The organism is Bartonella sp. CL266QHHD, assembly GCF_042195355.1.
Lineage (GTDB): Bacteria > Pseudomonadota > Alphaproteobacteria > Rhizobiales > Rhizobiaceae > Bartonella.
In genome coordinates this window covers 1-8,631 of the sequence record NZ_JBHIOD010000024.1, presented here as the reverse complement: position 1 = coordinate 8,631, position 8,631 = coordinate 1, and the positions used below count along the sequence as shown (strand labels likewise).

Here is an 8,631-nt window from a genome sequence, read left to right as displayed (position 1 = left end):
TGGCTTTCAGCCCTACCTTGCCATCAGCCGCAATGGAACTGCCTGTGATGCTAAGATCATGCGGTTTGCCATCCTGCCCTGTAATGACCGTGGTATCACCTCCCGATTTTATCGAAGATCCAACCGCATGAGAAGCTTGCATGTCCACTTTCGTGTTTTTGGTGCGAAGATGATACTCCATCTCATCGTTTCTCACCCCTATTGTTATCTCCCCTTGGGCACCAAGACCAACATTGCCCTTGGCATCTATATCGGAAGCAGCAATATGGATATCTTGACCTGAGAGAACAGTGGTCTCTTTTCCAGAACTTAAATGAGAGCCATTGTGTAAAGCAACATGAGATGTTTCACTCCCACTCTGATTGTCCATGCTGTTGCGTGTGGCATCAATCGAAACATTCCTCTCAGCTTGCAAGAGAAGTTTATCCGTTGCTTGAACATCAGAGCCTAGAATATTCAAATCTTGTCCAGAGAGAAGTGTCGTTGAGCCTCCAGAGTTTAATGCCGATTTATGATGCATGGTGGCATCACCCTGTTCATCATGGTAATGGGTTTCTGCTGAACCGATCGTCAAGTTACCTTGTTCTGTAGCCATGGCAAGATCACCTCCGGTGGTGATCCCCACCCCGGAGGCGGTGATATTTTGTTTAGCAATCACCGTTGCATTACCACCAGCAGAAAGCGCCTCGGTGTTTAAAACGGTCTCCACGCCGTCAACCGTTGTGCGCCCTGCATCTAAACGAATATTCTTCTCCGCAAGGAGAACAGCATCCCCACCCGCCGCAAAATGCCCCCCTTGACTGAGGATATCCCCACCATGCACATGCAATTGGTGATTTGCCGCAATCCGCCCTGAATTGATAATCGTTGAATTGCTCGTATTTTGGCTGGTGATATTCACATCATCGCCCATGATCAAAGCCCCAGCAGAAACAAAGGAGGCTCTGTCTTTTTCAGGGATGTAAAGCACCGGTGCGTAAACATCCATGCCCTTGACCTGTTGGCGCACATAAATCACCATCGGGGCTTCTAGGGACGCCAATTGTTCTTCACTCAAAGCCTCACCAAAAGGGAGATTGTGTGCTTTTGCATATTCTGCCCCGACATCCAGCAAAGTTTTGACTTGTTCAATGGCATCACTTCCAGGAATAAAGGAGCCTTTGCCCAAACCTTGACCAACCAGATCACGCATTTGTTTTTCAATCAATTCCTTTTCGAAATAAGCATCGCCTAAGAAAAAAATCTCTCTGTCAGGATTGTAGCCAATTCTGTTCAAATAATAGGCTGAGCCATAAAACTTGCCAACATCAAGAAATTCTGCTCTAGTTTCATAAATGAAATTTTGATTGGGCAGCGTGCCCCCAACCCCACCCGATTGGGGCTTTGGTAAAGGGAGCCCCTCAGAAAGTTCCCCTGTATTATTGAGATCCACTTTTGGTGTAAAGAGAGCATCAACCCCGGTTAAACCACTTAAGGACTCCAGTGGATTGCCTTCAACTGCTTGTGCTTTAAAATGCGCATCCCCTGTAATCGAACCTTCCGCTGCCGTGTTATTGAGTTGATCGACCACCAAATTCAACGTGCCACCCGCTTGGACAAGACCAGGAACGCTCTCCAAAGCTTCTGAACCAATCTGGCGATCCTTGCCATTGGCTATATCTAAAGAAACATCGCGGCTTCCATCAGCTTTATAGCCATAACAACTGTCTGTATAAGCCTGACAACCAAGATAAGTGTTTTTATAAGCTGTTGCCCCCAAATTGGTGAGCACATTGGCGTGGATATTGGCATTTCCCCCTGCTCTCATAGAGCTATAATGGTTGTCAATGGTATCAGCGTTAATGATGAGGTTGCCACTAGATTGTATTACCCCCGAAACTGTTGGTTTATGCGAAAATGCTTGTGTGACAGTCTTTTCTGTCATATGTGACCAGTGTTCATTTGGGGATAAGACCCCCCACCTATCACCATTCCATTGATACCGGTGTACAGACAATTCCTTCTTTATAGACTTATGTTTCCAAGTGAATGCCTTATAAACTATTCCATCGCTTGAAATTGCAGTGCCATAGGTTCCTTCTTTGCTCGCCCAAAGTGGAATATCCAAAAAAAGTTCTACATGCCCTTTTCCTATTAGTTTATCTTCTTGATATTCGTGCCCCTTTCCCCAAAGATTGGGGTCCTCCTGATATAACATCCCATCACTGAGTTGATCAGAACCCTTTGGTCTTTGGAAAGAAATATCGCTATATTCCGTTTTTTCCATGATGACAGGCGTGCTATCAGCTTCGTTTTTCAGGGTGTTGGTTTGGATATTTAAGTTTCCACCAGCTTGAATAAAGCCTGCTTTGTTAACAAGGGAAAGGCTTTTTCCGCTGCCAGCTGCATTGGTGAAAGATAAATCACCTTCTGTCATTATGGTGCCAAAATCATTGAGCAAAGCACCATCAACTTGTAAAGCACCATTGCCCTTCACATAAATTAAGCCCGTTTTGTTGTTGGTCACATCCCCCGTCACGCTAAAGACTAAATCCTGCCCCGATGCCAATTGACCGCTATTTCCAAGCTCCCCCGTCTTGATCACGAAATCTCGTGCTGCTAAAACAGAAGTTGTCTCATCAACCATAACGCTTGGAGCAACAAAGAGAATATCTCCAGTTCCACCCTGATCTGTCACGGCTTGTAGCCGCGCATTGTGAATATCAAGGGCATTGGTGCTGTTAAAATCTAAACCGCCATAAGCCAATTCGCTCTCTGAGACATCAATATGATCTGCAATTAAATACAGCGTTTGCGGCGTGTAAATATGAGAACGATTATTGCTTAAATCGAGAGTGTTTGCTGTCAACCTCACATCCCCCTCAGCAGACAGCACATTCTCAACACTGATCTCTCCAGATACCGATGTCAATGTTGCGCTGCCATAGCCCATGACCTGATCATAATAGATGTCGTTGCCTGCAAAAATTTCAATATTACCACCACTGGCAATCTGACCAACCTTCACCCCTTCTTTTGCTGTAATCAAAAGAAAGCCGTTTTTATCTAAAACAAGATCCCCTGAACCGCCCGTAGAAACGACACCTGTCATCAGTGTGCCAGCATCAAGGTTGCCTACCTTTAAAACAGCTTCTTCACCCGTCATCAGTGAAGAAAAATCAACCGCCCCACCCTCAATATTTGCCTTGCCATAGGCTAAAAGTTGCCTAAAATGAACGGGAGCATTTGTTTCTGGTTGTGCTTGAATGGCAACATTTTGATGCGACAGAATTGTTTGAGACACAGATAGCCCGTTATGAGAAACTAGGGTGATATCTCCTGCCCCATAAACACTTTCAGCGACAATCGCACCTTGACTGCTCTGGAGATCAACATCCCCTTGGGTGCCAAGAACAACAACACCAGCAGCACCCGTTGCCGCCATATCAACCCCACCGGCTAAAAGCTGCGCCTGTATATCACCACCGGCATGCGCCTTGAGGTTCCCTTGCGCTAAAACAATCCCCTCAAGCTTCAAGTCTCCGCCCGATTCAAGAGCCATATCAGCGCCTGACCCTAGCCCTGAAACTTGAAGTGTCTGGCGCGAAGAAAGCTCCATATTGCCCCCAGAGGTTGCCTTACCGGCAATCGATAAAAGCCCATCCTGCGCCTCTATCTTCAAATGACCATCAGCGCCAACCGTTTCTAACGTCACATCCTTATGGGCGGCAATATCAATATGCTTTTTCGAGGTGATGTGCTTTGCCAATACGCTCTGGCTTTTCGATTTGAGAACAACACCCTCATGACCAAAAACATTCTTCAACGAGATTTTCCCGTCAGCAGAAAGATGCAACTGCCCCGCATTGGCTGCCATATCATGGCGCATGCGAACCCCTACACCTTTTTCTGTTGCCACAAGTTTAATCTGATCCGCCTGTAGAGCCCCCAAAGCAGAGCCATCTATCGCATATTCCGGTTTACCAGTAATATCAGTTAGCTCTTTCATCTGCCGAGAAGCATAATCAAAGTGACCCGTCCCTGCTGTCACTCCAATTTCCTTGCCCGCAACAGCTCCTTCAAAATGCACTGTGCGTGAGACAATATCGACAATATCAACCGCCCCTTGACCAGAGAAAAAATTGGCTCCCTTGGCGCCAAAGGTAATATCCCCACCTCGCACCTCAAAGCCTTTCAAAAAACCGCTCGCATCAATTTCGGGAACACCTGTGGTTAAGGTCGCATGGGGCGTATTGATAAAGCCACAACCATCACAGCTTATCCCATTGGGATTGGCTATAATCACATCGGCTGGGCTCCCAAAAACCTCTCCTGGACCATTCAAAGCACTGCGCTTGCTGCTGGTCACTTCATTTAAAATCACTTTCGCCGAACCCGTGAGGCGCAAATGCGGATTGCCCGGCATAATGCCCCCCAACTGCGATTGCCCCACTTCTTGCGCATGATTGTTCCAAATCACACCTGGATTTCCAATATTAAAATCGTTATATTTATTGTGTGATAAACCCTTGCCATTGGGGGTAACAATATCAATCGAGGGAACCCCATTGGGCGCTGCTACTATATCTGGACGATAGGCGGCATTAGCGTTAGGATCCACAGTAATTTGTGCCTGTAACGCTGAAGGTGCTAACAAACAAGAAAAACCAAGTCCCCCAAATAAAACCTTTTTGAGCATCGTACTGGAGACTAAAACACCTAATAAAGCTGCTCTTTCTGCTCTCTTCTCATATCTCATACTTTAACTCCCCAATAAAAAACGCTTAAAGTTCCATTGTTAATGTCATAAAAAATGTTCCTGATTTTTTGTGCTTAACTGTGCTCCAAAAAATACTGGAATAACTAGCATCAAGAGAGACCATGCCTCCCGCAAGCTTGACACCCGCTGTCCAACCGGCAAGCTGGTCACTCTTAATCCCATACAAGGGTTGTGCAAAAACACGCCCATAATCCAAACCAACATAAGGGCGAAGTTCACCAAAAACCTTTTTGAAGGTCGTGTGATTGCTCCACGGAATGGTGCGTAGCAACAAATCATTCCGGCTAAAAAAACCGTTATTGCCAAAAAGCAAACTCTCACGCGTGCCACGAACATTGGAAGCGCCCCCCAACGAAATCTGTTCAGCACCCAATAAATTATGCGGTGAATATTGACCACTCAAAAGATTGCTCAGTATAAAGTCCAAGCCCCCTACCTTAAAAGGCGTCATGACACTAAGCGTACCAGTAAATTTGGCAAATTGTGGCTCCGCATCCCCTGCCCCTGGATCGTGCTTCTTGACAGAATGAAACAAGGGGAGCCCTTGCAAATAACTCACATCAAAGGTCCAAGTCCCCCCCAACATCTGGCGCGAATGCGAAATCCCAAAATTGGCGACGCTATATTGACGGCTACCCACTTCAATCTTATTGCCAAGAAGGTAATTGTTGGTTCTTTTATAAGAAAGACCTAAATTCAAGGTTGTAAGGGAAACACCATCACGATAAAGAACTCTGCTTGTACTGGCGTGCAACTCACTGGAATCCCCCGTCGTCTCAATATCGGTAAAATTGCCAGGGATAATGCTTTGGTAATTATAAACAGTGCCATTCAATCCAAAGGTCCAATAACCGTACGGAATACTCACACTCGCTGAAATGTTATTGCTATGTCCTTCTTGCTTGCTCCCACCCCAATAATCTGTCTGACTGCGCTGATAGTTAAAATCCCACGCATCATTCATCCCTAAAATATTTTCTACCCTCAAGCCCGCACTATAACGCGCATAACCCGTGGAAGATTGTCCCATATTGTCATGAGAAACAGTAACCTTGAAAGTTTTATCGGGATGATTGTTAATATTGACAATGGTGCTCCCTTCTTCACGCCCTGGAAGAAGTTCGCTTTGAGCGTGCGCTGAACTCAAACGGTTGATCTGATCAAGCCCCTGTTCAATATCGCGCATGTTCAGAACATGACCTTGAAGCCCAGGAAAAGCACTCCATACAACATTGTTATAACGAGACGCCGGTGAACCATTATAGTAAATCTCTGAAAGTTTCCCCTCAATGACAACAAATTTGAGCGTCTTGCTGTTTTTGATATCTTGATCAGGAATGTAAAAACGCGCCGTTACATAGCCTTGATCCAAATAAACTTTGGTTAACTTCTTGATTAAGAGCTGAATATCAAAAAGACCGATACATCCTCCAACATAAGGCTCTGTTACAGCTGATATAAAGCGCTTTTTGACATGATGCACTCCCTCAACAACAAGAGCATGAATGGGAAAACATTGCTTCCCACCCAAAAGCATTTCTGGATTTTGCTCTGAAGGCGTCTTGATCCTTTTAGGCGTTAAAGCGCGTAATTTCTCAATTCTTTCTAATTGCTGCTTCTCAGATTGTTGGCGAGAAAAATTATCGGTTGGGGAATGAAAAATAGCTGAGGAGCGCGCATAAACATTTACACCTGTAAACAAGCCAAAGAAAACAACAATGGCACGAAAAATTCTCAAAAGAGAACTTTGGCGTAAAAATATCAATAACAATACAGATTGCCCCCGCTTTGCATTATTCATGAAGCACTCTTTAAAAGAACTTCATGGAACCGCTAATAAATCCACTCAAAACAGCCACTGCCCTATGACGCTTTTAACAAAAGCACATGCCTCTGTGACCAAAAAAGTGACACCCAAAAACTGCTTTATTTTAACTGCTGAAGATCTCTCCCCCACATTTATATAAAGAAACCTCTAAACAAAACTGTTTAGCCCGTCAATGGTTAATACATCAATATCCCCAGTTTAATGCTACAATATATTTATCAATAATTAGAGATAAATTCACTCTCCAGCTCCTCTAAACCACTCAACACGCATATAAACGAGACATCGTGCTATCAAGCACATTCTGTCGTCAAAAACCATCATAGAAAACAATAAAGAAACGTCTTTTAAAACTTTCTACTCAAATAGGCAAAACTCTCTGTACAGCGCATTAAGCACCCGTTCTCCAAAGATAATGATCTGAGTGACCTTATCAGAAGAGTTTTGTCAGTCTTGTCAGTTCATTCTAGCTCCTATATTATTTTTTTTAAATGAGAAAAAATTAAAAACATTATATTTCAATATGTTAGCATTTTAACGATACAACCTATATCGACAATACAACCTTAAATACAATCAATAATATATATTTGTCAGTTTGTGTCTGTAAATTGAACTAACAANATTTTAACGATACAACCTATATCGACAATACAACCTTAAATACAATCAATAATATATATTTGTCAGTTTGTGTCTGTAAATTGAACTAACAAACTAGATTATTTTAGTGACTCATAAAACCTATCAAAATAATCATTATAATATTTTAAAAGCACATGCTTCATTTGTCTTTTTCCATAAAATAAACAGCAAATTTCACTATTTTGCTGATCTGATCTCTCTCATGGGCTGCGTATAAACAGCATTTAAAAAACTTTTGAAAAAATTATCGGCTTTTTTAGCATTTTTCTGCATTTTTTCTCAATTCGTTCAAAATGGATTTAATAAGCTTCGTTTTAATTCTTTTGATAAGAATTAACCCTCTCATATGAAAACGGAGCCCTGTTGTAATATGCATCACTTTAATAAGTATGATAATGAACATGTCACTTTACGCTCTCTCTTAGAATATTATCGTCAACAAGCTAAATCACCCCGTGAATTAGGAACCATGTTTGAAAACCTTGTCATGGCTTATTTGACAAACGACCCGCTTCAAAAGCAGGAATACGAAAAGGTTCAGACTTATTTGGAATGGGCTAAGGAGCATGGAGAAGATGGAACGGATATTGGTATTGATCTGGTCGCTACAATCCGTGATCAAGGAGGTTATGCGGCTATTCAATGTAAATGCTATAATGCTTCTCACATAATTAAAAAAGAAGATATTGATAGCTTTATCGCTACCTCTGGGAAAAAGATTTTTACGCGCCGTATTTTGGTTGATAGCACCGAAAGCAATTGGAGTGATAATGCTAACAACACTTGTGATGGTCAAGAGGTTCGTATTCAACAGATTAATCTGTTTGATTTAGAAAACAGTCAAATTGATTGGGGGGCGTATAAAGAACAAGGACAAGCCGTTCTTAAAGAGCAACCCAAAAAAAAGCTTTTAGATCATCAAAAAGAAGCCCTTGAGAAAGTCTGTGAAGGTTTAAAAGAAGCAGACCGTGGCAAGCTTATTATGGCATGTGGTACGGGCAAAACGTTCACTAGCCTTAAGATAGCAGAAACCATAGCAGGAACTGGCAAGCGTGTGTTGTTTCTGGTTCCTTCTCTGGCTTTAGTTTCGCAAACAATCCGTGAATGGACAGCCGATGCACAAGTCCCGTTGCGTTCCTTTGCGGTTTGTTCTGATACGAAAGTAGGCAAGCGTCGTAAAAACCAAGATGATATTGTTGGCATGGAAACATCAGATCTTGTTCTCCCTGCTACCACGGATGCGAAAGCCCTTGCCAAAGAAGCTTGCGAAAACCTAGCAGATGCAATGACGGTCATCTTTTCAACCTATCATTCCATTCAAGTGATTTCGGATGCACAAAATACCCATGGGTTACCTGAATTTGATCTGATCATTTGTGATGAAGCCCATAGAACAACT

The 8,631-nt window shown here is 43.1% G+C and carries 3 protein-coding genes; 1 reads left to right on the top strand and 2 read right to left on the bottom strand.

From position 1 onward, the window contains the following. Both ACFIK7_RS02550 and ACFIK7_RS02545 read right to left on the bottom strand, forming a co-directional pair. A partial coding sequence (locus ACFIK7_RS02550) for a filamentous hemagglutinin N-terminal domain-containing protein (RefSeq protein WP_375662879.1) occupies positions 1-4,738 on the bottom strand: 4,738 nt, incomplete at its 3' end. 25 nt (positions 4,739-4,763) lie between these two features. After that, positions 4,764-6,560, bottom strand: coding sequence for a ShlB/FhaC/HecB family hemolysin secretion/activation protein (locus tag ACFIK7_RS02545; RefSeq protein ID WP_375662878.1), 1,797 nt, complete (start codon positions 6,558-6,560; stop codon positions 4,764-4,766). Positions 6,561-7,602: 1,042 nt separating this feature from the next. Between ACFIK7_RS02545 and ACFIK7_RS02540 the strand changes: the two genes are divergently transcribed. Next, on the top strand, positions 7,603-8,631 hold a 1,029-nt coding region (locus tag ACFIK7_RS02540; protein ID WP_375662877.1), incomplete at its 3' end, for a DEAD/DEAH box helicase family protein.